The 18,911-nt window shown below is 44.3% G+C and carries 31 protein-coding genes; 2 read left to right on the top strand and 29 right to left on the bottom strand.

The features are described 5' to 3' along the window. Nucleotides 1-4 precede the first annotated feature (4 nt). Nucleotides 5-817, bottom strand: coding sequence for a hypothetical protein (locus tag HMPREF1222_RS08390; RefSeq protein WP_016519033.1), 813 nt, complete (start codon nucleotides 815-817; stop codon nucleotides 5-7). 180 nt (nucleotides 818-997) lie between these two features. Between HMPREF1222_RS08390 and HMPREF1222_RS13295 the strand changes: the two genes are divergently transcribed. Continuing rightward, nucleotides 998-1,282 (top strand): CC/Se motif family (seleno)protein, encoded by a 285-nt coding sequence (locus HMPREF1222_RS13295; RefSeq protein WP_264175339.1) that lies wholly within the window; start codon nucleotides 998-1,000, stop codon nucleotides 1,280-1,282. A 154-nt stretch (nucleotides 1,283-1,436) separates the two neighbouring features. Here HMPREF1222_RS13295 and HMPREF1222_RS08385 read toward each other — a convergent pair whose 3' ends face one another. Next, a complete protein-coding gene (locus HMPREF1222_RS08385) occupies nucleotides 1,437-2,372 on the bottom strand; it encodes an NYN domain-containing protein (protein ID WP_006188404.1) in 936 nt (311 codons plus the stop codon). 138 nt (nucleotides 2,373-2,510) lie between these two features. Continuing rightward, entirely contained in the window at nucleotides 2,511-3,809 is a 1,299-nt protein-coding gene (locus HMPREF1222_RS08380; protein ID WP_006188402.1) for an NCS2 family permease, read from the bottom strand. Between the two features lie 607 nt (nucleotides 3,810-4,416). Between HMPREF1222_RS08380 and HMPREF1222_RS08375 the strand changes: the two genes are divergently transcribed. Beyond that, the gene (locus HMPREF1222_RS08375) at nucleotides 4,417-5,199 is read left to right on the top strand and encodes a hypothetical protein (protein ID WP_232502075.1); all 783 of its coding nucleotides are present in this window, start codon (nucleotides 4,417-4,419) and stop codon (nucleotides 5,197-5,199) included. A gap of 20 nt (nucleotides 5,200-5,219) precedes the next feature. On the opposite strand, the gene HMPREF1222_RS08370 is transcribed toward HMPREF1222_RS08375, so the two are convergent. The 26 genes from HMPREF1222_RS08370 to rpsC all read right to left on the bottom strand — a co-directional run bounded on the left by HMPREF1222_RS08370 (nucleotide 5,220) and on the right by rpsC (nucleotide 18,909). Continuing rightward, a complete protein-coding gene (locus HMPREF1222_RS08370; protein WP_006188399.1) occupies nucleotides 5,220-5,846 on the bottom strand; it encodes a diacylglycerol/polyprenol kinase family protein in 627 nt (208 codons plus the stop codon). Between the two features lie 24 nt (nucleotides 5,847-5,870). Further along, the gene (gene mgtE / locus HMPREF1222_RS08365; protein ID WP_006188398.1) at nucleotides 5,871-7,220 is read right to left on the bottom strand and encodes a magnesium transporter; all 1,350 of its coding nucleotides are present in this window, start codon (nucleotides 7,218-7,220) and stop codon (nucleotides 5,871-5,873) included. Between the two features lie 45 nt (nucleotides 7,221-7,265). Beyond that, the gene (locus HMPREF1222_RS08360) at nucleotides 7,266-8,408 is read right to left on the bottom strand and encodes an SAM-dependent methyltransferase (protein ID WP_016519030.1); all 1,143 of its coding nucleotides are present in this window, start codon (nucleotides 8,406-8,408) and stop codon (nucleotides 7,266-7,268) included. A 90-nt stretch (nucleotides 8,409-8,498) separates the two neighbouring features. After that, the gene (locus HMPREF1222_RS08355) at nucleotides 8,499-8,798 is read right to left on the bottom strand and encodes a HigA family addiction module antitoxin (protein WP_016519029.1); all 300 of its coding nucleotides are present in this window, start codon (nucleotides 8,796-8,798) and stop codon (nucleotides 8,499-8,501) included. Nucleotides 8,799-8,811: 13 nt separating this feature from the next. Continuing rightward, the gene (locus tag HMPREF1222_RS08350) at nucleotides 8,812-9,093 is read right to left on the bottom strand and encodes a type II toxin-antitoxin system RelE/ParE family toxin (protein WP_016519028.1); all 282 of its coding nucleotides are present in this window, start codon (nucleotides 9,091-9,093) and stop codon (nucleotides 8,812-8,814) included. A gap of 204 nt (nucleotides 9,094-9,297) precedes the next feature. Next, nucleotides 9,298-9,486 (bottom strand): hypothetical protein, encoded by a 189-nt coding sequence (locus HMPREF1222_RS08345; RefSeq protein ID WP_006188395.1) that lies wholly within the window; start codon nucleotides 9,484-9,486, stop codon nucleotides 9,298-9,300. 3 nt (nucleotides 9,487-9,489) lie between these two features. Beyond that, on the bottom strand, nucleotides 9,490-9,933 hold the full coding sequence (rplQ, locus tag HMPREF1222_RS08340; RefSeq protein WP_006188394.1) for a 50S ribosomal protein L17: 444 nt from the start codon (nucleotides 9,931-9,933) through the stop codon (nucleotides 9,490-9,492). Beyond that, the gene (locus tag HMPREF1222_RS08335; RefSeq protein ID WP_016519027.1) at nucleotides 9,923-10,978 is read right to left on the bottom strand and encodes a DNA-directed RNA polymerase subunit alpha; all 1,056 of its coding nucleotides are present in this window, start codon (nucleotides 10,976-10,978) and stop codon (nucleotides 9,923-9,925) included. Before HMPREF1222_RS08335 ends, rplQ begins: the two co-directional genes overlap by 11 nt. Nucleotides 10,979-10,993: 15 nt before the next feature. Further along, nucleotides 10,994-11,377 carry a 30S ribosomal protein S11 gene (gene rpsK, locus HMPREF1222_RS08330; RefSeq protein ID WP_006188392.1) on the bottom strand — a complete coding sequence of 128 codons (384 nt, stop codon included), beginning with the start codon at nucleotides 11,375-11,377 and terminating at the stop codon, nucleotides 10,994-10,996. 16 nt (nucleotides 11,378-11,393) lie between these two features. After that, a complete protein-coding gene (gene rpsM, locus HMPREF1222_RS08325) occupies nucleotides 11,394-11,759 on the bottom strand; it encodes a 30S ribosomal protein S13 (protein ID WP_016519026.1) in 366 nt (121 codons plus the stop codon). Between the two features lie 16 nt (nucleotides 11,760-11,775). Continuing rightward, complete coding sequence (gene rpmJ, locus HMPREF1222_RS08320) at nucleotides 11,776-11,889, bottom strand: 50S ribosomal protein L36 (RefSeq protein ID WP_002672206.1); 114 nt, start codon at nucleotides 11,887-11,889, stop codon at nucleotides 11,776-11,778. 42 nt (nucleotides 11,890-11,931) lie between these two features. After that, the gene (secY, locus tag HMPREF1222_RS08315) at nucleotides 11,932-13,251 is read right to left on the bottom strand and encodes a preprotein translocase subunit SecY (RefSeq protein ID WP_016519025.1); all 1,320 of its coding nucleotides are present in this window, start codon (nucleotides 13,249-13,251) and stop codon (nucleotides 11,932-11,934) included. 17 nt (nucleotides 13,252-13,268) lie between these two features. Next, the gene (gene rplO, locus HMPREF1222_RS08310) at nucleotides 13,269-13,721 is read right to left on the bottom strand and encodes a 50S ribosomal protein L15 (RefSeq protein ID WP_006188389.1); all 453 of its coding nucleotides are present in this window, start codon (nucleotides 13,719-13,721) and stop codon (nucleotides 13,269-13,271) included. Further along, nucleotides 13,721-13,906 (bottom strand): 50S ribosomal protein L30, encoded by a 186-nt coding sequence (gene rpmD, locus HMPREF1222_RS08305; RefSeq protein WP_006188388.1) that lies wholly within the window; start codon nucleotides 13,904-13,906, stop codon nucleotides 13,721-13,723. The genes rplO and rpmD overlap by 1 nt, the downstream gene beginning before the upstream one ends. A gap of 3 nt (nucleotides 13,907-13,909) precedes the next feature. Then, nucleotides 13,910-14,431: a 30S ribosomal protein S5 gene (gene rpsE / locus HMPREF1222_RS08300; protein WP_006188387.1), complete on the bottom strand. Its 522-nt coding sequence runs from the start codon at nucleotides 14,429-14,431 to the stop codon at nucleotides 13,910-13,912. Between the two features lie 8 nt (nucleotides 14,432-14,439). Next, on the bottom strand, nucleotides 14,440-14,802 hold the full coding sequence (gene rplR / locus HMPREF1222_RS08295) for a 50S ribosomal protein L18 (protein WP_006188386.1): 363 nt from the start codon (nucleotides 14,800-14,802) through the stop codon (nucleotides 14,440-14,442). A gap of 11 nt (nucleotides 14,803-14,813) precedes the next feature. Next, nucleotides 14,814-15,356, bottom strand: coding sequence for a 50S ribosomal protein L6 (rplF, locus tag HMPREF1222_RS08290; protein ID WP_006188385.1), 543 nt, complete (start codon nucleotides 15,354-15,356; stop codon nucleotides 14,814-14,816). A gap of 9 nt (nucleotides 15,357-15,365) precedes the next feature. Continuing rightward, nucleotides 15,366-15,764: a 30S ribosomal protein S8 gene (rpsH, locus tag HMPREF1222_RS08285; RefSeq protein WP_006188384.1), complete on the bottom strand. Its 399-nt coding sequence runs from the start codon at nucleotides 15,762-15,764 to the stop codon at nucleotides 15,366-15,368. 10 nt (nucleotides 15,765-15,774) lie between these two features. Further along, on the bottom strand, nucleotides 15,775-15,960 hold the full coding sequence (locus HMPREF1222_RS12555; RefSeq protein ID WP_039925666.1) for a type Z 30S ribosomal protein S14: 186 nt from the start codon (nucleotides 15,958-15,960) through the stop codon (nucleotides 15,775-15,777). Between the two features lie 11 nt (nucleotides 15,961-15,971). Beyond that, nucleotides 15,972-16,523, bottom strand: coding sequence for a 50S ribosomal protein L5 (gene rplE / locus HMPREF1222_RS08280; RefSeq protein ID WP_006188382.1), 552 nt, complete (start codon nucleotides 16,521-16,523; stop codon nucleotides 15,972-15,974). Next, on the bottom strand, nucleotides 16,523-16,837 hold the full coding sequence (gene rplX / locus HMPREF1222_RS08275; protein ID WP_006188381.1) for a 50S ribosomal protein L24: 315 nt from the start codon (nucleotides 16,835-16,837) through the stop codon (nucleotides 16,523-16,525). The genes rplE and rplX overlap by 1 nt, the downstream gene beginning before the upstream one ends. Before the next feature lie 13 nt (nucleotides 16,838-16,850). Beyond that, nucleotides 16,851-17,219, bottom strand: a complete 369-nt coding sequence (gene rplN / locus HMPREF1222_RS08270; RefSeq protein ID WP_006188380.1) for a 50S ribosomal protein L14 — start codon at nucleotides 17,217-17,219, stop codon at nucleotides 16,851-16,853. Nucleotides 17,220-17,240: 21 nt separating this feature from the next. Beyond that, the gene (gene rpsQ / locus HMPREF1222_RS08265) at nucleotides 17,241-17,513 is read right to left on the bottom strand and encodes a 30S ribosomal protein S17 (protein WP_006188379.1); all 273 of its coding nucleotides are present in this window, start codon (nucleotides 17,511-17,513) and stop codon (nucleotides 17,241-17,243) included. A 10-nt stretch (nucleotides 17,514-17,523) separates the two neighbouring features. Then, on the bottom strand, nucleotides 17,524-17,730 hold the full coding sequence (gene rpmC / locus HMPREF1222_RS08260) for a 50S ribosomal protein L29 (RefSeq protein ID WP_006188378.1): 207 nt from the start codon (nucleotides 17,728-17,730) through the stop codon (nucleotides 17,524-17,526). 15 nt (nucleotides 17,731-17,745) lie between these two features. Continuing rightward, complete coding sequence (gene rplP / locus HMPREF1222_RS08255) at nucleotides 17,746-18,165, bottom strand: 50S ribosomal protein L16 (RefSeq protein WP_006188377.1); 420 nt, start codon at nucleotides 18,163-18,165, stop codon at nucleotides 17,746-17,748. 3 nt (nucleotides 18,166-18,168) lie between these two features. Next, nucleotides 18,169-18,909, bottom strand: coding sequence for a 30S ribosomal protein S3 (gene rpsC, locus HMPREF1222_RS08250; protein ID WP_006188376.1), 741 nt, complete (start codon nucleotides 18,907-18,909; stop codon nucleotides 18,169-18,171). Nucleotides 18,910-18,911 lie beyond the last annotated feature (2 nt).

Genomic DNA, 18,911 nt, shown 5'->3' with positions numbered 1-18,911 from the left:
AACTTTATTTTATCCGATACGGGGAATATCCCGGATTGGCTTTTGAAGCGCTGTTTTCATATTTTGTATCCAAATGCGGAATATACACGATGATATCGCTGTCTTTTCGTTTATTCTGTTCAATAATCCAATCATATAAAAGAATCTTCCCATTTGCTTGCATAATACCGACAGGATCGAATTCGTAAAATTTTCTATTTGGAAAATTTCTTTTTACATAAGGATGATTTTCAAGTGAAACCCAATCTTGAGGAATACTGTGCCCTAAAATTTTATCAAACCGAGTCGGAAGTGCATAGTAAAAGATAAGTCCGGTATACATATCCAAGGCAAATAGATATACATCAAGAGAGGGGAGAACCGTTTTACCGGTAAAGCGGTAAAAACAAAACCTTTTAAGAAAATCCGTAGTATCTTTATCTTGCATATAATATGTAGAATCAAGCGGGTGCAAGTTTTTGTATCGATAATAATGCACTTGCTTTATCATATTAAATTGATAGGGAGAGACGATTTCATTCTCTCCGCCGGAGACCCAGCAATTATCGCCTTTTAATTGCCATTCTCCTTTTTCAAACCAATATGAGGGTGTATTGGTAGGACCAACATACATTTTTAAAATCAGCCGATCGTATTCTTGTTCCGAAAAAGGAGAAGTCTGCGGGACATCGGTAAAAAGTGCTGTTTTCCGTTGATTTTCCGTTTCATCTATTGAGTTCATGGAAGGCTGTGATTCTGCACTATGGAGGGAGGCAAGGTTTCCTGCAATATAGACGGATAAAATAATGGGGTATAATAAACCTTTGCTATAAATCATACGGTATGTTTCCCTTATTTTCGTATCGTGTCAAGCTATTTTTAAATTATATTTTTTTTAATAGATTTGACGAAAACATAAAAATTTTTTATATTAAAAAAACTAGGAGTGAATCCTATATTATTAAAAATGAGGATGCGAAAAAGTAACCGACTTTTGAGACATCTTCAAGGAGGAACTATGACAGTTACTGTCGATGAAAAAGCAAGGGCTTTTCTTGCAAAGCACAACGAAAGCAGTGTGTATACCTATTTGGGCGGATGCCGTACGTGAGGAGGCGTAGTACCTCAACCGGCCGTGTTTGCCGGTTCGCCCGATTCAGTTGATAATTACGACTCCTTTAACGCCGACGGCATTACAGTCTATGTACGCAAAGGAACGCAGACCGAAAACGGTACGCTTACTATTACGGTAGTAAAAATGCTGTGGATGGACTCTTTAGCAGTGGAAGGGATGGCCTATTAAAAGGAGCGTGTAGGAATTATCGTAATACGATAGAGACGCCATACACTCCGCTTATGGGCGGCATAAGCATGGCAACATCAGTACCGTAGAAAGCCGGTACTGATGTTGCCGAACACTCCGTATCGATTTTAAGGTCTCTTTACAAACCTTTTTTTTACCGGAGTTCCACATCCGTTGCTTTGCCGTTCCTTTCGGCAAAGTTTTCACCATTCGCGTTCGGTTCCTTAAATACTTTAAAGCGCACCGTCATACCCTCCGTAATCTTTTTACGGCGGGACGATTTTGTGAGATTCGTAAGACCAAAGTAGAAATCGCCGTGATCATCCGTTTCGATAATTCCCCAATTTCCCTTAAAGCGTTTAATACGACCCGTTAACGTGCCGCTATTTTGACGCTCCAATGCCTTAATCCAATGATTGGGAGGAACCAGTTTATCCGTTGTCATTTCATATTGATCGGGAAAGGCTTCAAGAATTTCACGCAAAGTATTGTGATTATATGACCGGGGATCGAACTCAGGCATACTCCGTCTGATGGATTTTCCTAAATCGGAGAGGCTGACCCAGCCGTCTTCCGTCATTCTGGAATTCTTATAGGCATGGCTTAGCAGTTTTTCCAGAGAATCAAACGGGGAATCTTGACTTTCTTCTTCCGTGGTCGTGGTACTGTCAAGGTTTTCCAGATACTTAAATTCATTGCACGCATTTACCCAAAGAGCCTTAGCAGTTTGCTTGCCGATACCGAGTACGTAAAGCCCGTATTCCCGTAATTTAAGCGCGAGGCTATAGTAATCGGAATCCGTAGAAACAATGCAAACGGCGTTAATACTTTTGTTGGTATTTGCCAATTCGATGGCATCCATGATAATGGTATTATCGGTCGCATTCGGACCGTTACGGAATTGCTGCACCGGGCGGATGGGAATTTTTTCCAGCCAGTTTTTCCATCCGTTCATATTCGGCGTTGTCCAGTCGCCGTATAAGCGCTTTATCAGTAATTCACCTTCTTTAGAAACTTCGGTGATAATAGCTTCCAAAAAACTCGGCGGGATATTGTCGCCGTCGATCAGCAATACATATTTTCTATCCATGGGGACTATTGTATCCTTATTTGTATCTTTTGCAAGCATTCAAAAAAACAGTGCCGCAAAAGATGGGTATGAAAAAAAACGGGCATCCATACGGTGTATGAATGCCCGGCCTATCCGGTATATTAAGTTTACTATCGTTTAATGCAGGATAATTCTTAATATAAAGATGACAAACAATACCCATGTAACAATCGGGATTTGCTTGAATTTGCCGGTGATCGCCTTCAAAATAACATACGAAAGGATACCGTATACGATACCTTCAGCAATACTGTAAGCAAACGGCATCATAACGATGGTTAAGAACGCAGGAATACCTTCCGTAGGATCTTGGAAATTAATTTCCGCTGTTGCGCTTAACATCAGGAATCCGACGATAATAAGTGCCGGGGCTGTTGCGGCCGACGGGATAAGCAAGAAAATCGGCGAGAAAATCAAAGCGATTAAGAAGAATATACCGGTTGTAAAAGCGGTTAAACCGGTTCTTCCGCCGGCTGCTACACCGGAAGTGCTTTCGACAAAGCTGGTAACGGTAGAAGTACCCATCATAGCTCCGAAAACCGTTCCGATAGCATCGGAGAGCAGCGCTTGCTTTACGCGCGGAATATTGCCGTCTTTGTCGATAAGACCTGCACGGTTAGTAACACCGACTAAGGTACCGACCGTATCAAAAATATCAACAAAAAGGAATGAAAAGAATACCGTAAAGAACTGGAAGCTAAAGATATTGCTGAAATCGAAATTCCAGAATACCGGAGCTGCAGGTGCACTTACGATCGACCAATTTTCCCAGCCGCCTACCGGCGCTGTAACGCCCATTGGAATACCGATTACCGTGGTAATCAAAATTCCAAGAAGAATTGAACCGGGAACACGCATGACATACAGGATTGCGGTAATAACCAAACCGATAAGTCCCAAAAGGGCAGGACCTGAAGTAACATTGCCGAGACCGACTAATGTCGCAGGGTTATCAACGATAATTTCCGCATTTTTCATACCGATTAAGGTGATGAAAAGACCGATACCTGCTGCAACGGCTTTTTTCAGGTTAATCGGAATTGATTCTACGATCGCTTCGCGTACATTGAAAAAAGACAGAAGGATGAACAGCAAACCTTCAAGGAATACTGCCGTCAATGCCGTAGCGGGCGAATACTTCATTCCGATAACAACGGTATACGTGAAAAAAGCATTTAAGCCCATACCGGGAGCCAGAGCAACGGGAAGATTGGCAAGAACAGCCATCATCAATGTTGCAACTGCTGCAGATAATGCGGTTGCCGTAAATACACTGCCGGGATTTAATCCGGCATCACTTAAAATAAGCGGGTTAACGGCAAGGATATACGCCATTGCAAGGAATGTCGTCAGCCCTGCAATGATTTCGGTGCGCACAGTGGTTTTGTGCGCTTGAAGCTGAAAGAGTTTTTCCATAAAGTAGCCTCCTTTTAGAATAAATGAGTACCAATCAGCGATTACTTTTAGTGTAACACGGAATAATTGTTTCCGCAAGAAAAATTTTTTTTCTCCTTACTTTTTTTTAGGTTATATCGTTTTCTTTGAGAAGAAGCGCAACCGCATCGAACGCTTACAAGGAAAAACACACTACCGATTTATTCCCCACCGCCCATGGTGATTCTGCAGAGCCGGAGTTTTTGAAAATAGGCGAGATAGATCCGAGGCGCGAGAAAAAATTAACCGCAGGCCTGTTAAAAAGCGTACTTCCATGTACGCTTTTTAACGACAAGTTTTCTTTCGAAAAACTTGCTGCTGCTCAACTTCACGGACATCCATGTCCGTTCTGATACGTTGAGCATTTTCAGCAGCGGCATGGATGCCGCTCGTATTAAGCAGAAACAAGTTTGACCATTGTCAAACTTGTGTTCAGCGAAGTACATGGACGTACTTCGCTGAACAAGCAACGAAGGAGATACCCGCATATTTTCAAAAGACATATATTTGACAGAGAAGCGGATTTCAAACTATACTGGCACGTATGACAATAGCCGGACGTAATAGAATTTTAATTTTCGCTATTTGTATGGCTGCGCTCATAGCAATCGGCAGTGTAAGCTGCTGTATCGCTATCGTTACGCATAACTTGCTTGCCGAGCTTCCGGCAGCGCCGGAAAGTTCTTTTGGGTTATTAAGGCTGCCGATTTTTGCCTATAATAACTATGCAGTTATGGTCGGCGTTGCCTCGTTCCCAGTGATAGCATTGGCCTTGCTGATATGCGTCTTTTTTCTCTTTGAAAAAACTCATGCACTTGAAATCTCGTTTTTCAGTCTGTTTGTTTTTTCACTTTCCGTCGAGGCGCTGCAGCTCCTTTTTCCGCTGCAAATCCGTTATCCGTTACTGACCATATTTACAGCCTCTATTGCACGGATTATTTTCTTTTTTCGTTTTGGCGCCTGCTTAGCGCTTTTAACTTCCAGCCTCTTTGCCCATAAGACTTTTACGAGGGAAACGGGTTCCATTATTTTCTTGCTGAGTTTTATCGCTTTTGCACTATCCCATATCATCCCTATCGATACCGTCCATATAGTGTCGTTTTTTTCATTTTCCCGCTCTTATCGTTATCTTCTGTATTCATTCAGCGGGATTGTCTGCGTATTAGCCGTACTATCTTTTTTGCTGGTGGGTATTTATCGCAGTATTATCGAATATCGGAAAGCTGCGTTCCGGCTGTTGGCAATGTTAATAGCGTATACCGCAGTGTTATACGCCGGTTCGTGGTTTTTTACCGCGGTTGGTATTGCAGTGCTCTTGGCAGGAGGATTCTTTTTTCTCAAGGCAATTCATCAATTTTATCTATGGCAATAGCGGGCGAGGCTTTGCAAAAATTAGGCATGGAGAAATAAGGCAATATAGCCGATGATTATCGGTATTAAAAGATTATCGTAATCTTTAAGCGGAAGCATTTCGATACCGGCGCCCGCGATACCGAGCAACAGGCTTTTCCAAAAACTCCCGCTGACGGCAAGGGACGAAAGAAACACAGCTGCAAAGCAGGTTAAACTTCCTGCAACCGTTTTGTCCTTAAAAAATGCTAAGCGGATTTTGCCGAACCGCTTCCCAACAAGACTTGCAAGACCGTCCCCAAATGCAAGCGCAAAGATAGCGATTTTTGCCGTATGTATCGGGAAAAGGAGCAATGCTGCAAGAACCCCTCCGGCAAGTGTCAGCGGGCCTAAAACGAATCGCCCCTTATCGCGTGCACGGGAGGCATAACGGGTAATATTCGAGATGATGTAAAGTCCATGTCCGTGCATACGGAGAAATTCCGAAACGCAGTAGAGTATACTGATACCAACAATACCGGCAATAGTAAGCGTATACCAGCGCTCCGCAAAAACAACCGTTAAAGCCGATGATAAGTGGATAGTCTTTCTAAAAACTTCCACCAACAGTTCCTCTACAGAGGCTGTCTGAGAAAAAGTACGGTAGCGGAAGCGTTCAAACCATTTCATATAAGACCGGTAAATACTCAAGTCCTAAAACAACAAGAGCCCTGCAATTCTAAAATACACGATAAGACTGACCGCATCCACAATCGTAGTGATGAGCGGGCCTGCCATAATTGCGGGATCCATGTGGAGTTTTTTTGCAAGAATAGGTAATAGGCCGCCGGTAAGTTTTGCAATCGTAACGGTTACGATAAGAGTTAACCCGACGCTTGCGGAAATGAGGAGCGGTTTTCTATCTAAGAAATACGATTTTACAAAAATAGTTAGTCCAAGCAGGGAGCCTACCATGATCGCAATGCGTAATTCTTTCCATAATACTTTTGCCCAATCGCGCAACTGGATTTCGCCGGTTGCAAGTCCGCGGATAACCAATGTCGATGATTGACTTCCCGAATTTCCGCCGGTATCCATCAGCATAGGAATAAAAGAAGTAAGAATGGTTAAACGCGCCAATAATTCGGTATAATGTTCGATAATCCTACCGGTAAAAGTTTCCGAAACCATCAGGAGCATCAGCCATCCGATACGGTGCTTGGCAAGCGTAAATACACCGGTGTTCAAGTAAGCGTCCTCTGACGGCTGCATAGCGGCCATGATCTGGAAGTCTTCGGTAGCCTCCTGCTCCATAACGTCCATCACGTCGTCAACGGTGATAATACCGATCAGCCGTTTTTCGGCATCGACAACGGGTAGGGCAAGGAACGCATACTTTTTAAAAACTGCGACGACGCTCTCCTGATCGTCATGCGTATTCACATAGATACACTCGCTTTCAAAAATATTTTCGATAAGCTCCTGTTCGGGCGCCAATACAAGCTCTTTTAATGACACGATACCTTCAAGTACCCTATTGGCATCGGTAACATAGCAGGTATAAATCGTTTCTTTTTTGAGTCCCGTCTCTCTGATATAGTCCAGCGCCTGTTTCACCGTCATATTTTTTTTAAGGCTGACGTATTCAATTGTCATCAGGCTGCCAGCAGAGTCGGGCGGGTATTTAAGGAATTGATTAATAAGCTTGCGTTCCTCCTCTCCGGAGTTCGCTAAAATTTTCCGTACGGCATTGGCGGGCATCTCTTCCACAAGGTCGACGATATCGTCAAAAGCAAGCTCATCTAAAATAGGGCCGAGTTCCTTATCCGTAATCGATGAAATAAACGCGCTTTGCTGTTCGCTCGAAAGAAGGGCAAATACTTCTGCCGCAAGATCTTTGGGAAGCATTCTAAAAAGAATCACTGCATTTGCCGCATTTTCTTTGTCTAATATCTCAGCCACATCGACCGCATTCATCTCGGCGAGTTCCGCAATTAAGGCTGTATAGTGCTTATTGTCGAGCAGTTCTTGAATCCGCTCCATTTCCTGCGTTTTATCTTCCATAATTAACCGGTAGTATACTTAAAACGGATATTTTTTTCTATAGTCTTATTTATTGATATCGATAAACGGTGCGCACAGCCATGTCAGTTCGTGCTTGTTTGCAGTAAGATGGACGATTTTTGAATGAGGAAACTGCGCAAATCGCCGTATCGTATCAAAATCGGGAGCGCCCTGCATTTTAATGGTGCAGACAAATTTTGAACAAAGACCGCTCGCCCGCCACCGTTCAACCCATTCAAGTAAACGCGGCGGATAGCAGATCACATCGGAAAATACCCAATCCTGCGTGCCGAGGCTTTCCGGGTTTAACGTAAACGCATCATGCTGCATAAACGTAATCCGCGGTTCCCGCATCAAAAAATCCGCCAGCGGGCTCCGGTCTATAGCGGTTATTTCCGCCCCCAGATTGTTCAGCACCCATGTCCAGCCGCCGGGACAAGCCCCCGCATCAACGCAACGCGCCCCCGCCTGCGGTAATGCCCAATCCGCCGGTACCGATGGCGTAGACAGTAGGTGCGCTTCAGCGACGCGTGTTTTTGCAGGCTGGAAAGAGATTTCAGCAGCACGCCGATAGTAAAAATCCAACAGTGTTAAGGCTTCCCATAATTTAAGATAGGCTCGGCTCGGCGGATTTTGATGATCTTCGGCAAAGCGGATAACCCCGAGCGGAAACGGCGACGATGTTTTTGCGGAAGCAATCAGCGTATGTTCATCCAACAGCGACCACACCCCCATGCCGGTAAGCGGCACCGTATAGGGGTACTGTTTTTCTTTTTTACTGATGTACGGAAGTTTTTCCCCGATAAGTTCCGCCCGTCTAAAGCAGTTGAGCGGATAGTGCGCCCAATTCCGCTGAATAGCCCGCAACAATTCCGCCGCTTCTCCGATACTGCGGAAACGCATCACAAACGGTTCTTCCCAGCACAGCTGCTTCCAAAATACTTCCCGCTCTATCTCTTCACAATACACAAGCCTGCTCACTGGAGCGGCCGTATCGTTTAATCCGGAATCGGCAGAGCCGTTAGAAAGAAAGCGCCGGGTATGCCCAGCCACACCGCCCGCCTGCAAAGCCAACTCTTCATCCAAATGCCGCTCAAAACCTTTTACCGGTATCCATGCCTTACCGGTCAGCTTACAAACGGCACCATATACCTCTGCAGCGGCGATCTTACATAAATCCATCATCATAGTAGTCTTTTCTTTCGTATCGGCAAAAACAATAGGACATTCATATAACCTGCAACCGGACTCGCCCAGTCATCAGGTTGAAAACGGCTATTATGCTATCTGCTTACAATGTGGAATTTTCTCCAAATCATGTACAAGTTTTAACTCCGCTTCTCTTAAATCCAATTCATTCTGCATATTAAGCCAAAACTTAGAAGTTGTTCCAAAGTATTTAGAAAACCTTAGAGCCATTTCAACGGTTATTTTTCTTTTCCCATGAACTAAATCCAAAATTGAACTGGAAGAAACCCCTAAATCTTTTGAAAGTCTATACGAAGTAATATTTAAAGGTTCGAGAAACTCTTCTAGTAAAATTTCACCAACTGTTGGTAATTCAAATCTTTCATCCATAGCGCACCTCCGTTTAGTGATAATCCACAATCTGTACTTCGTAAGCTTCATTGTTTAGAAACTTAAACTGTATTCTCCATTGATTATTTATTCTTATGGAATAATAGTCTTTTAAATCTCCAAGCAGATGTTCAAATTTATTTCCCGGTGGAATTCTTAAATCATCTTCTTTTTCCGCTGAATTAATAATCAATAATTTAGCAAATGCTCTCTTATGTATTTCAGGCGGAAGCTTAGACGATTTATAGCCTTTCCAGATTTTTTCCGTTTCTGAATCTGCAAATGATTTAATCATAATTCTATTATCTGTTGTTAAGATATATCTGTCAAGTAGCTATATCGAGTAGCATCGAAAAAAAGATATACTATCAAACCAATTCATAAACAGGCAGAAAAAACACATCGACTGCATATAAAGACATTTTCTTTCGTATCGGCAAAACAATAGGGCATAAAAAAACGCTCGGCAGAGCGAGCGTTTTTTAGAGCGTAGCGTTATTTACGCCTTGGCTTCCGCAGCCTTCTTGTTTTTCAGCATTGCACGGCCGACTTTAGAGATATTGACCTTTTTTCCGTCAATCTCCTGCTCGTACAACAGTTTAACACCGGTCTGACCGGTTACGGGGCATGTTCCCCGTCCATGATTGGGAACGCTTTTAATTCCCTTTCCGCGATGCGCTTTCGACATAGTTTAGCCCTCCGCCGCCTTTGACTTTGCAGCACTCTTGTCTGCACCGTCTTTCTTTGCATCTGCCGACTTCTTTGTGCTCTTATCGAGCGTATAGTCAACCAGCTCTAAAATTGCGACCTGTGCGGCATCACCCTCACGCAGCCCTAATTTAAGTACGCGAGTATATCCGCCGTTCCGATCCTTCATACGCGGACCGATGTCGGTAAACAATTTATTCAAGATAGCCTCATCCCAAATATAGGTTGCAGCCTGCCGCCGGTTATGAACCGAATCGACTTTAGCACGGGTAATAAGTTTTTCTGCAGTGCGCCGAATTTCCATCGCCTTCTGTTTTGTCGTAGTAATCCGCTCGTACTTAAACAGTGATGTAACCATGTTACGGTGCAATGCGCGGCGATGTGCACTGGTACGTGAAAGCGGATTAAAGCCGTTTTTATGCTTCATCTGTTTCTTCCTTCTGTCTCGATAACTTGATCGAATTTTTTAAATGACTGTAATCAGTCATACCCAAACTCAAATTACGTTCCGCTAATTTTTCTTGTATTTCCTGCAAACTCTTCTTTCCAACGTTTCGAGTTTTCGAAATTTCATCCTCGGTCATCATTGTCAAATCGCGGATTGTTGAAACGTTTGCGTTTTTCAAACAATTGGAAGCCCGCACGGAAAGATCAAGTTCGGTTATCGGCGTATCAAGCAGCTGCTTTATCATTTCATCGCTTTCGTCCGCTTCATCGTCGCTGAGTAACTCATTTTCGTTGAAGTTCACAAAAACGGTAAAATGCTCTTTTGCGATCTTAGCAGCTTCCGCTAATGCATCCTCAGGCCGTATGGTTCCGTCCGTCCAGATTTCAAGCACAAGCTTATCGTAATCGTTACGCTGCCCTACTCTGCACGGCTGAATTTCATAGCTAACCTTCCGTACCGGACTAAAGATAGTATCCAGCGAAATTGTTCCGACAACTTCAACGTATTTCTCATTGGTTTCCGCCGGTACATAACCGCGGCCGAAATCAACTTGAACCTCCAATTCAACATGAGCATTTTCCATCAACTCCATAATATGGAGATCACCGGATAAAATCTCAAGCTGACCGGGTTTCGCAAAATCGGCTGCTTTAACGGAGCAGGGGCCTTTGAAATCAAACAAAAAGGTATCTTGTTCAATCTCGTTCGGCAGCCGCAGCCGCATTTGTTTAAGGTTATTCAAAACCTCCATCGTGTCTTCGGTTACGTTTGGAATTGCTTCAAACTCGCTTGATATACTATGCGGCACATCATCAGCACCGTAAGAGGTAATTTTTACAGCGGAAATAGCATACCCTTGTATTGAAGACAACAAAACACGCCGTAAACAATTGCCGATCGTTGTGCCGAAGCCTGTTTCAAAGGGAGACGCCGTAAATTTACCATAGCTGTCATTTGAGACATCCGCTGCAAATTCCAGACCTTTTGGTTTTTTGAATCCTTTCAAAAGATTTTTACGAGCCATTCAAACTCCTTTTTATTAGATGCGGCGGGTCTTACGGGGACGGCAGCCGTTATGAGGAATAGGGGTTACGTCATTAATAGACCGAACTTTCAGTCCCATAACGCCAAGTGTTCTGATTGCGGATTCACGACCTACGCCGGGGCCCTTTACAAACACATGAACTTCCCGTAATCCATACTGCTGAACCCGCTGCACAGCCGTTTCCGCGACTGTCTGTGCAGCAAAGGGGGTAGATTTTTTAGCACCGTTGAATCCCAATCCGCCGGAGGATGCCCAAGACAGCGCATTGCCCTTCAAATCGGTTATCGTAATAATGGTATTATTAAAGGTTGCCTGAATATAGACATTTCCTTCATATACGCTCTTCTTTTCTTTTCGTTTTTTTGCGGTTGTAGCCACAGCTTATCCTCCAAAATTACTTCTTCTTACCTGCAACGGTCTTTTTCTTACCTTTGCGAGTACGGGAATTAGTTCTTGTACGTTGTCCGCGAACGGGCAAGCCCTTGCGATGCCGCAAACCGCGATAGCAGCCGATATCCATCAAGCGCTTGATATTCAAAGCAACTTCGGTACGAAGCCGGCCTTCAACCTTATAGTCTTGATCGATAACGGCACGGATGGCGGCAAGCTCATCCTGATTTAAATCGTTGATCATCCGCATCGGATCAATTTTCGATTTTTCGCAAATTGCTTTTGCAGATGAGTGAGATATTCCATAGATATACGTCAACGCGATATTAACATGTTTATTGGGGAGGTCGACCCCAGAAATACGAGCCATTCTTCAGTTTCCTCCATTAGCCTTGGCGCTGCTTATGTTTGGGATTAGTGCAGATAATCCGCACAATTCCGTTGCGTTTAATAACCTTACATTTATCGCAAATAGGCTTTACGCTGGTTCTTACTTTCATATTGTTTTTCTCCTTAACAAAAGAATAACCTTTACCGAAATACTACAGATTCCGTGATCTGAGCTTTCCTCGTTTTACCAATCCCTCATGGTGGTGCATTTTAAGCTGCGCTTCAATTTGACTCATGGTATCAAGATCAACACCAACCAAGATGAGAAGCGAGGTACCGCCCATCAGCATCGAAATCGACTGAGGGAAGCCGAAAATGGTCTGTATCACAGTCGGTAAGACGGCAATCAGTGCCAAATACAAAGAACCGGGTAAAATCAAACGATTTAAAATTCTTTGCAAGTATTCCTCGGTTTTATCGGTTCGAATGCCGGGAATAGAGCCGCCATTTTCCCTTATCTGCTTTGCAATTTCCGTGGGGTTTAATGAAACCTGTGTATAAAAATATGCAAAGAACACAATAAGGATCAAATAGAAGATATTGTACCACAATCCGTTCGGACGCAGGAACTGCGCAAGGCTGTTCAGCCAGCGGACATTCGGCCCTATCGTTGTTGCAATCGAAATCGGGAACGTCAAAAACGATGATGCAAAGATAATCGGAATAACACCCGACGGATTGATTTTAAACGGAATGTAGGTGTTTTGTCCGCCGTACATTTTCCGTCCGACAACCCGTTTTGCATAGTGCACCGGTATCTTCCGCTGTCCTTGCTGTTCATAAACAACCAGAACGATAATACCGACGAACATAATCAATGCGATAACGACAAAGACAAGGTTTAATTCGCCGAGCCGCACCAGTCGGATCATCTGAGAAACGGCGTGTGGTAACCGGACAATAATACCGGCAAAGATAATCATCGAAATACCGTTTCCGATACCGCGCGCTGTAATCTGCTCGCCAAGCCAGACCGTTATCATCGTACCCGTCGTTACGGTAAGCATCGTAACAAAGATGTACATAAATCTGCTCTGAAGCACGATAGCACCGGGTATCGAATAGGCATAGAAGGTTACTGCATAGGATTGAATCAATGCCACAAATACCGTAAGGATCCGCGTCCATACCTGTATCTTTTTCCGACCGCCGTCATCTTCCGCAATCTTTTTCAAACTCGGAAACACAAATAACGCAAGCTGCATCAAAATCTGAGTTGAGATATACGGCATAACGCCAAGCATGAATACGGAAAAGTTGGAGAATGCCCCGCCGACAAAGAAGTCCATATAATCGACAAAGGCATTACCACGCACTTGCGATTGGAAGTATGCCGATAGCGCATGGGGATCAATACCGGGAATAGTCAGCACCGAACCGAGTCGGAACACTATCAAAATTCCAATCGTAAACAGGATACGGTCGCGTAATTCTTTTATCCGAAATACATTTACAAATGCATTGTTAGCCATGTATGAAGCCCGCCTGCTTAGCCGTTCTGCTTAACGACCGTCCCGCCGGCTTTTTCAATCTTTGCCTGAGCCTGTGCGGAAACTTTATCTACATCAACCGTCAATTTTTTTGTAAGCTCTCCGGAAGCAAGCACTTTTACCAAAGAAGTTTGCTTCTTTACAAGACCTTTTGCCTTCAGCGTTTCTTTATTAACGGTTTCCCCATCGGAATATTTTTCATCGATAATAAATAAATTTACTACCGAATATTCTTCCTTAAAGGGATAGTTGGAAAAGCCCTTTTTCGCAACACGGCGATAGAGCGGCATTTGTCCGCCTTCAAAACCGATATACGTTTTACCGCCGGAGCGCGCATTCTGGCCTTTATTTCCTTTACCTGATGTCGTTCCCCGACCGGATGAAGAACCGCGGCCGACAATGCGCTTTTTCTTATTTGCCCCTTTCGGCGCATTCAATATAAAATCAGACATTAATCAAGCTCCTCTGTTTCAACTAAGTGAGAAACCGCCCGTACCATACCTAAGATGGCGGGAGAAGCGGAGTGCTCAACTACGGAATGCAATTTTCCAAGTCCCAAGGAACGAACGGTTGCGCGAACCGGTTTTTTTTGTCCAATGGTACTTTTAACTAACGTAATCCGAATTTTCTTTGCCATAGTTTACCCCCAGACATCCGTAATAGACTTTCCGCGGTTCTTAGCAATCGTTTTAGCATCCATCAATTCCGATGCAGCCTCGAAAGTAGCCCGCACGACATTTACTGCGGAGTTTGACCCCAAGGACTTTGAAAGAACATTCGCTGCACCGGCCGCTTCCATAATCGCCCGGATAGTACCGCCTGCGATAATTCCCGTACCGGAACGGGCAGGGCGAAGCAATACGGAAGAACCCTTAAACTTAGCCTGCACTTCATGCGGAATGGTACCGTTTTTCAACGGAATATGAATCATATTCGCTTTTGCCCTTTCAATACTCTTCTTAATGGCTTGGCTCACATCATTCGCCTTACCGAAGCCGTATCCCACATGTCCGTTCTGATCACCGACAACCGTTAAAGCGGAAAAAGAGAAACGGCGGCCGCCTTTTACAACTTTTGCAGTCCGGTTTAACTTAACCAGCTTTTCTACCAGTTCCTTCTCACGATGCGAACTGTCTCTGTTAAAATCTTTCTGACGATCCATATCCGCTCCTAGAAATTTATTCCCGCTTTACGGGCACCGTCTGCAACTGCCTGCACCACACCGTGATACAGATAACCGTTTCGATCAAAAACAACCGCAGTAATATTCTTTTCCTTGAGGCGGCGACCGAGTTCTTCCCCGATCTTTGCCCCAGATTCGATATTTGCCTTTAACGGCTTAAAATCTTTTTCGAGTGTCGACACCGAAGCGATAGTAACGCTTGCGTCATCATCGATAACCTGCACCGAAATATTTTTATTACTGCGGAACACAGTCATACGAGGACGTTCAGCTGTTCCATAAATCCGTTTACGGATATGAACTTTACGCTTAAATCTCTTTCTATCTTTCTCGATTCGCTTTTTAAACATAGTACCTATCCTTATTTAACACCGGTCTTACCGACTTTGCGTTTAATGACTTCGGTTTCATAACGGATACCCTTTCCTTTATAGGGTTCGGGTAATCTGAGTTTACGGATCTGCGCTGCAAATTCGCCGACTTTTTCCTTATCAATACCGGAGATAATAACTTTATTTCCCTGCGGCTCAACCTTTACCTCAATGCCTTCGGGGATCAACGCGATAAAATCGTTTGAATAGCCCAAAGCCATTACCAACAGTTTTCCTTGCACTTCGGCACGGTAACCGACGCCGTTAATCACCAAGGTTTTAGAAAAGCCCTGACTGACGCCCAAAACCATATTGTGAATTAAATTCCGATACAAACCGTGAAACGAACGGGCTTCTTTAGTATCGTTTACCCGCGACACGGAAACTGCCGAATTTTCAAACTTTACCTGCACCAATGAATTATAGGTACGGGAAAGCTTTCCTTTGGGGCCTTCAACGGTCAACGAACCGTCGGCGATATTGACTTTTACTCCGGCAGGAACAGCTACCGGAAGTTTTCCAATTCTTGACACACTCGCCTCCTACCAAACTTTGCAGATAAGCTCGCCGCCGACCTGCTTTTCGCTTGCGTGCTTGCCGGTTATAACGCCCACCGAAGTTGAAAGAATAAGAGTGCCGTACCCGTTATATACGCGGGGAAGCATCTTATATCCTGAATATACCCGGCGTCCGGGTGTGGATACTTTTTCAATACCATGGATAACGGGTAATTCATTATCATCGTATTTTAAGAACATCCGGATTGTACTTTCGCCGGCTTCGTTAAGTCTTTTAAAATTCTTAATAAAACCTTCGGTTTTCAAAATTTTCACAATTTCAAGTTTTAACTTTGAAGAAGGCACATCGACTTTCTCATGACCGGCTGCCGCTGCATTCCGAATCTTTGTAAGCATATCTGCGACGGGATCTGAAACGCTCATTTTTTACCTCCTACCAACTTGATTTTGTAACGCCAGGAATCTGGCCTTCACTTGCTAATTTGCGGAAACAAATACGGCACATCTGAAATTTTCTCATATATCCGCGCGGACGGCCGCATACTCTGCAGCGGTTGTATTTGCGGCTGGAATACTTCGGCGTGCTATTTGCCTTATTTATCATTGCTGTTGTTGCCATGAAAACCTCTCTTACTTTCTAAAGGGCATGCCGAACTTTAGAAGAAGCGCCCGCGCTTCTTTATCGGTTTTTGCCGTCGTTACAACGTTGATATTCAATCCCGCAATCTTTTCGATTTTATCGAAATCGATTTCAGGGAAGATAATCTGTTCCGTAACGCCTAATGAATAATTTCCTCTACCGTCAAACCCGTTCGGATTGACACCGCGGAAGTCTTTAACACGAGGCAGCGCGACATTGATAAAACGATCCAAAAATTCATACATTTTTGCGCCGCGCAATGTTACCATCGCCCCGATTTCATGCCCTTCACGAAGTTTAAAGTTAGCAATACTTTTCTTTGCCTTTGTTTTTACCGCCTTTTGACCGGTAATAGTACCGAGATCGGTTACCGCAGCATCAAGCAATTTTTTATTTGTCAATGCTTCGCCAACCCCCATACTGAGCACGATTTTAACGAGCTTCGGTACCTGCATAACCGTGGTATAGCCGAACTCTTTTGTAAGCTCAGGCGTTATCGTTTCCGTATAGATTTTCTTAAGCCGTGGTACATAGTTGCTCATTATAATACTTCTCCACCCTTACGGCAAAAACGCACTTTTTTATCGCCGTCCATCTTATAACCGATGCGGGATACGCCGCTCTTCTTACCGACTATCATTACATTGGAAATATGTATCGGCATTTCGATTTCGGCAATCCCGCCCTGATCCTGCTGAGAACGCTTGCGCATAGCTTTTTTGCCCATATTGATGCCTTGAATGATCACCTGATTCTTTTCAGGCAGAACACGCAATACGGCGCCGCGCTTTCCCTTCTCGCTACCTGCAATCACTTCTACCGTATCGTTCTTACGGATCTTGATTTTTCCTTCCATACACTCAATCTCCTTATAGAACTTCGGGCGCAAGCGATACGATTTTCATAAAATCCATATCACGCAGCTCGCGCGCGACAGGTCCGAAAACACGCTTACCCTTGGGGTTTTTATTCGCATCGACTAACACACAAGCATTATCGTCAAAGCGAATATATGTCCCGTCAGGACGGCGATATTCTTTAGAAACGCGGACAATAACCGCTTTTTCTACAGAACCCTTTTTAATCGTAGAAGTAGGAAGCGCATCCTTTACCGCTACTACAATAATATCACCGATACCGGCATACCGGCGATGAGTTCCGCCGATTACCTTAATACACTCTACAATTTTTGCACCCGAGTTATCGGCAACGTTTAATCTTGTTTCTACTTGAACCATAATGTAGACGCTCCTTACTCGTTATTTTGCACGCTCAATAATCTCCGCCAAACGCCAGCATTTTTCCTTGCTGATCGGACGGTTCTCTACAATTCGTACCGTATCCCCAATATGAGCCGTATTTTGTTCGTCATGCGCCTTATACTTCTTTGTATTCAACACATACTTTTTATACAGCCGATGAAGTTTCTTGGTTGCAACCTGCACGACGATGGTTTTATCCATTTTATCGCTGGTTACCAAACCAACAAACTCGCGGTTCCCGGATTTCTTTTTTGCCGTTGTTTCTTCCACGGGCCTGCTCCTACTCTGCACTTACACCGGCCAGTTCTTTCTGGCGGATAAATGTGTTCAACGCCGCAATTTCACGGCGCATAGATCGTTTCAGCAGCGGGTTTTCTACATGTCCAACCACGAACTGAAACCTCAAATCCATATACTTTTGTTTAAGTTCACTCCGCTTTGCCTGCAATTCGGCAAGGGATAAATCTTTATAGTTCGGCTTTTTCATTCGGCAAACTCCATCTTAGTTATCGCGCGGCTGTTCAGCAAAGCGCGTCTTAAACGGAAGCTTACTTCCTGCCAAGCGCATAGCCTCTTCCGCAAGCGATCGGTCAATACCGGTAAGCTCAAACAGCACCGTTCCGGGTTTTACAACTGCAACCCAATATTCCGGAGCACCCTTACCCTTACCCATACGTGTTTCAGCCGGTTTTTTCGTATACGGCTTATCGGGGAATACGCGTATCCACAACTTACCGCCGCGTTTTACCTTTCTGTTTAAAGCAACACGAGCAGCTTCGAGCTGGCGGTTAGTCAGCCAAAAGGGTTCAAGCGAAACCAATGCAAATTCACCGAAGTCGATATGATTGCACCGCGTTGCGTTTCCCTTAACTCTACCGCGCTGAATCTTACGATATTTTACTCTCTTAGGACTTAAAGCCATTGCTTAATCCCTCCCCGCTTCGGCACGTTCGCCGCGGCCTTTTTCAGACCGAGGTGCGCGTTCCTTGCGCTGTTTTTTTAACAACAAACCGGCGTCATCCTTCTGATCGCTGCTGTACATCATACCGCTGTAGAGCCAAACTTTTACACCGATTTTCCCGTAGGTCGTATGCGCCTCCGCAAAACCGTAATCAATATCCGCACGGAGCGTATGAAGCGGTATCCGCCCTTCCTTCATTTCTTCAGTCCGGGACATTTCCGCACCGCCGAGACGGCCGGAAACACGGATTTTTATTCCCTGCGCACCGGCTTTCATCGTAGAAAAGCACCCTTGCTTTAAGGCTTTTCTAAAAGAAGCACGCCCCATAAGCTGACGAGCAACATTCTGGGCGACAAGCGAAGCGTTCAATTCAGCCCGCTTTACTTCTTTGATTTTAATCTGAACTTTTTTATTCAGTTCTTTCTGAATAATAGCACCGATTTTTTCAATATTGGCACCTTTTGTTCCGATGATAACACCCGGCCGTGCAGTATGAATAACAATTGTTACCCGCTGAGGATGGCGGATAATTTCGATATCGGCAACATCCGCATTTTTACACTCAGGCAGCGTCTGAAGCATTGCACGGATCTTTAAATCTTCATGCAATAAATCCGCATATTCTCTCGGACTTGCATACCAGCGAGACGACCATGTTTTGTTAATTCCAAGTCTTAACCCGATAGGGTTTACTTTCTGTCCCATAC

This window comes from Treponema vincentii F0403 (genome assembly GCF_000412995.1).
Classification (GTDB): domain Bacteria; phylum Spirochaetota; class Spirochaetia; order Treponematales; family Treponemataceae; genus Treponema; species Treponema vincentii.
The sequence above is the reverse complement of the archived record's forward strand: the minus strand, read 5'-3'. Positions and strand labels throughout refer to the sequence as shown.

Excerpts from the sequence above, each read along its gene's own strand:
- rpsM (WP_016519026.1), bottom strand. The coding sequence starts at position 11,759 with ATGGCTCGTATTTCTGGGGTCGACCTCCCCAATAAACATGTTAATATC.
- mgtE (WP_006188398.1), bottom strand. The coding sequence starts at position 7,220 with ATGGAAGATAAAACGCAGGAAATGGAGCGGATTCAAGAACTGCTCGAC.
- rpmD (WP_006188388.1), bottom strand. The coding sequence starts at position 13,906 with ATGGCAAAGAAAATTCGGATTACGTTAGTTAAAAGTACCATTGGACAA.
- HMPREF1222_RS12555 (WP_039925666.1), bottom strand. The coding sequence starts at position 15,960 with ATGGCAACAACAGCAATGATAAATAAGGCAAATAGCACGCCGAAGTAT.
- rplR (WP_006188386.1), bottom strand. The coding sequence starts at position 14,802 with ATGTTTAAAAAGCGAATCGAGAAAGATAGAAAGAGATTTAAGCGTAAA.
- rplX (WP_006188381.1), bottom strand. The coding sequence starts at position 16,837 with ATGGAAGGAAAAATCAAGATCCGTAAGAACGATACGGTAGAAGTGATT.
- rplQ (WP_006188394.1), bottom strand. The coding sequence starts at position 9,933 with ATGAAGCATAAAAACGGCTTTAATCCGCTTTCACGTACCAGTGCACAT.
- HMPREF1222_RS08345 (WP_006188395.1), bottom strand. The coding sequence starts at position 9,486 with ATGTCGAAAGCGCATCGCGGAAAGGGAATTAAAAGCGTTCCCAATCAT.
- HMPREF1222_RS08335 (WP_016519027.1), bottom strand. The coding sequence starts at position 10,978 with ATGGCTCGTAAAAATCTTTTGAAAGGATTCAAAAAACCAAAAGGTCTG.
- rpmC (WP_006188378.1), bottom strand. The coding sequence starts at position 17,730 with ATGAAAAAGCCGAACTATAAAGATTTATCCCTTGCCGAATTGCAGGCA.
- rpsC (WP_006188376.1), bottom strand. The coding sequence starts at position 18,909 with ATGGGACAGAAAGTAAACCCTATCGGGTTAAGACTTGGAATTAACAAA.
- rpsH (WP_006188384.1), bottom strand. The coding sequence starts at position 15,764 with ATGAGCGTTTCAGATCCCGTCGCAGATATGCTTACAAAGATTCGGAAT.
- secY (WP_016519025.1), bottom strand. The coding sequence starts at position 13,251 with ATGGCTAACAATGCATTTGTAAATGTATTTCGGATAAAAGAATTACGC.
- HMPREF1222_RS08385 (WP_006188404.1), bottom strand. The coding sequence starts at position 2,372 with ATGGATAGAAAATATGTATTGCTGATCGACGGCGACAATATCCCGCCG.
- HMPREF1222_RS08390 (WP_016519033.1), bottom strand. The coding sequence starts at position 817 with ATGATTTATAGCAAAGGTTTATTATACCCCATTATTTTATCCGTCTAT.
- HMPREF1222_RS08355 (WP_016519029.1), bottom strand. The coding sequence starts at position 8,798 with ATGGATGAAAGATTTGAATTACCAACAGTTGGTGAAATTTTACTAGAA.
- rpsE (WP_006188387.1), bottom strand. The coding sequence starts at position 14,431 with ATGGATCGTCAGAAAGATTTTAACAGAGACAGTTCGCATCGTGAGAAG.
- rpmJ (WP_002672206.1), bottom strand. The coding sequence starts at position 11,889 with ATGAAAGTAAGAACCAGCGTAAAGCCTATTTGCGATAAATGTAAGGTT.
- HMPREF1222_RS08375 (WP_232502075.1), top strand. The coding sequence starts at position 4,417 with ATGGCTGCGCTCATAGCAATCGGCAGTGTAAGCTGCTGTATCGCTATC.
- rplE (WP_006188382.1), bottom strand. The coding sequence starts at position 16,523 with ATGAGCAACTATGTACCACGGCTTAAGAAAATCTATACGGAAACGATA.
- HMPREF1222_RS08360 (WP_016519030.1), bottom strand. The coding sequence starts at position 8,408 with ATGATGATGGATTTATGTAAGATCGCCGCTGCAGAGGTATATGGTGCC.
- HMPREF1222_RS08380 (WP_006188402.1), bottom strand. The coding sequence starts at position 3,809 with ATGGAAAAACTCTTTCAGCTTCAAGCGCACAAAACCACTGTGCGCACC.
- rplP (WP_006188377.1), bottom strand. The coding sequence starts at position 18,165 with ATGGCTTTAAGTCCTAAGAGAGTAAAATATCGTAAGATTCAGCGCGGT.
- rplO (WP_006188389.1), bottom strand. The coding sequence starts at position 13,721 with ATGTCTGATTTTATATTGAATGCGCCGAAAGGGGCAAATAAGAAAAAG.
- HMPREF1222_RS08350 (WP_016519028.1), bottom strand. The coding sequence starts at position 9,093 with ATGATTAAATCATTTGCAGATTCAGAAACGGAAAAAATCTGGAAAGGC.
- rplN (WP_006188380.1), bottom strand. The coding sequence starts at position 17,219 with ATGGTTCAAGTAGAAACAAGATTAAACGTTGCCGATAACTCGGGTGCA.
- HMPREF1222_RS08370 (WP_006188399.1), bottom strand. The coding sequence starts at position 5,846 with ATGAAATGGTTTGAACGCTTCCGCTACCGTACTTTTTCTCAGACAGCC.